Here is a 2,080-nt window from a genome sequence, read left to right on the forward strand (position 1 = left end):
TGCTCGGCCAGCCAGTCTTCGGCGAGCTTCAGCGGCTCTGGCGCAAGCCGGTAGGTCCTGACGCGGCCAGTCTTTTGCGAGCGCACCAGCCCGCAACCTTCCAGCACCTTCAGATGTTCGATGAAGGAGGGCAGGGCCATGTCGAAGGGCTGGGCAAGCTCGCCGACCGAGGTGGGGCTTTTGTTCAGCCGCTCGACAACACGCCGACGCGTCGGATCGGCAAGCGCCCGGAAAATGCCGTCGATCGGCGGGACGTTCGGACTCGCGGTCTGTGGACTTGTTGTGACGGTCATGTCTTCCTCGCGGCTCTGCGCACGGCAAAAGATGGTTCGGGAAAATACTTAGGAAAATTCCTTAGTATTGGCAAGCCCAAAAATTTGAAGATGCCGGCTGGCCGCTGGCAAAGTCGCAAACGCGGTTTTAGGGTGCCGCCGGATTCGAACACAGATCAGTCCGAGGATCACAATCTTGACGATCACCATGTACGGCATCACCAATTGCGACACGATCAAGAAGGCGCGCATCTGGCTGGAACGCCATAACGTCGCCTACCGCTTTCACGACTACCGGGTCGAAGGGCTCGACGCGGATCGGCTCGATGGCTGGTCCGGCAACGTCGGCTGGGAAATCCTGCTCAACAAGGCGAGCACGACGTTTCGCGCACTGGCAGACAAGGACAGACTGAGCCTCGATGAGAACAAAGCCAAGGCGCTGATGCTGGCCAAACCGACGATGATCAAGCGGCCGGTGCTGGAGCTCGGCGATCGGATCCTCGTCGGCTTTAAGCCTGATGTCTATCAGCAGGCGGTGTGTGGATTGAAGTAGGCGTAGCGGACTGCGACGCTTTTCACGCGCATCGATTGCGGGCCTAAATGGCAAATCGCAATTTTAGGTGATTGGCCGCAACGCCTTTTCGTTTCAATGCACCGGGCTCCGGTATCCTTGCCGGTCTTAATTCCGCCAGGCGAATTGGGTCGCGGGGAAGACCTTGCCCTGCCTGGCCGAGAGCGCGTCCCACGCTTCGCGGCTGCCTGGGTCCGGTTCGATCGTCTCGGCGATGCTCGTCATGGCGTCCGCGGCCTCAGCAAAATTCTCGAACCATCCGACGCCGACCGCGGCGCTAATGGCTGCGCCGAGGGAGGAGGCTTCAGCATTGTGACCCTTATGGATCGAGATCCCGGTCGCGTCCGCGATCATCTTTGTCCAAAGTTTGCTGTTGGCGCCGCCGCCGATCGCCACCATTTGCGCCGGCGAAAGACCGTGGCTGCGCATCTCTTCGAGAGCCCGGGCGGTTTGCAGCGTCATTGCCTCGAGCCCCGCACGATAAAAATGACCGAGCGTGTGCGAGGGGTGCATGCCGATGAAGCTCGCGCGTGCGCTCGGATCCCAATGCGGATCCATGCAACCGACCAGGGTTGTGCCGGCGAGAAGTCCGTCCGAGCCGATCGGGACGGCCGCTGCTTCCCTTTCCAGGCGGTCGAAGATCGCCGGATCGGAGCGTCCGCCGGCAAACGTGTCGACGAACCAGTTGACGAAATAGACACCGGCCCGCTGCACTGCCTCGAGGAAATAGCCATCGCCTGTCGGCGAGGTCATGGTACGCCAGAAGGCGCCGACCACCGGTTCCCGCGACCAGATTCCCGCGATGATCGCAGTTCCGAGATTGAGGTAGACGACGCCGTCGCGCATGGCATTGACGCCGAGCCCGGCGCATTGCCCATCGCCCCCGGCGGCAATCACCGGCGTTCCTTCGGCGAGACCCGTTGCTGCGGCGGCCGCGGCATGAACGGCCCCGACCCGGGTGCCGGACCGCACCGCATTGGGAAGTTGCGACGGCTTGATGCCGAGATGATCGAGGATCGGCTGCGACCATGCCTTGCGCGAGATGTCGAAGAGACCGAACGGATCGGCGCTCGTCCAGCTCGCACTCGGCGCTCCCGTCAGTTTCAGCGTCAGATAGCCGTGCACGTCGAGGATTTTCTTCGCTTGGTCCAATCGTTCCGGTTCGTTCTCGCGCAACCATTTTAGGCGGTAGACGACCGGCGTCACGTCGATCGGCTTGCCGGTGATCTGGTGCAGC

Annotated in this window: 3 protein-coding genes; 1 reads left to right on the top strand and 2 read right to left on the bottom strand. The window is 62.0% G+C overall.

Annotated elements, in window-relative coordinates:
- A partial coding sequence (locus E5W87_RS27335) for a helix-turn-helix transcriptional regulator (RefSeq protein WP_292404728.1) occupies positions 1–293 on the bottom strand: 293 nt, incomplete at its 3' end.
- A 175-nt stretch (positions 294–468) separates the two neighbouring features.
- Between E5W87_RS27335 and E5W87_RS27340 the strand changes: the two genes are divergently transcribed.
- Positions 469–825: an ArsC family reductase gene (locus E5W87_RS27340; protein ID WP_292404730.1), complete on the top strand. Its 357-nt coding sequence runs from the start codon at positions 469–471 to the stop codon at positions 823–825.
- A gap of 126 nt (positions 826–951) precedes the next feature.
- On the opposite strand, the gene E5W87_RS27345 is transcribed toward E5W87_RS27340, so the two are convergent.
- Positions 952–2,080, bottom strand: a 1,129-nt coding sequence (locus tag E5W87_RS27345) for an FGGY-family carbohydrate kinase (protein ID WP_292404732.1), incomplete at its 5' end; no start/stop codon positions are given.

Source organism: Mesorhizobium sp. (genome assembly GCF_004962925.1).
Taxonomy (GTDB): domain Bacteria; phylum Pseudomonadota; class Alphaproteobacteria; order Rhizobiales; family Rhizobiaceae; genus Mesorhizobium.